Genomic DNA, 282 nt, shown 5'->3' with positions numbered 1-282 from the left:
TCAATGGCGGCCTCGGTGCCGATACCATGATCGGTGGCGACGGCGTCGATACTTACTATGTCGACAATGTCGGCGACCAGGTCATCGAAACCGACGCCTCGCTGACCGCGCTTGACCGGGTGTTCTCGTCCATCGACTACACCCTCGGCGCCAACGTCGAGAACCTGATCCTGACCGGCACAGCCAACCTCAACGGCACCGGCAGCTCGGTCAACAACCGCATGACCGGCAACGATGGCGACAACGTCCTTGACGGCGGTCTGGGTGCCGACACCCTGATCG

1 pseudogene is annotated in these 282 nt (G+C 62.4%); it reads left to right on the top strand.

Features of this window, described 5'->3' with window-relative positions:
* Positions 1–282 (top strand): annotated as a pseudogene (locus J5M66_RS27260) (hypothetical protein); the annotation flags it as partial.

It is taken from the genome of Pseudomonas sp. 67(2021), assembly GCF_017491835.1.
Lineage (GTDB): Bacteria > Pseudomonadota > Gammaproteobacteria > Pseudomonadales > Pseudomonadaceae > Aquipseudomonas > Aquipseudomonas atacamensis.
Note: the sequence above shows the minus strand (reverse complement) of the source record. Positions and strands in the feature narration are given on the sequence as shown.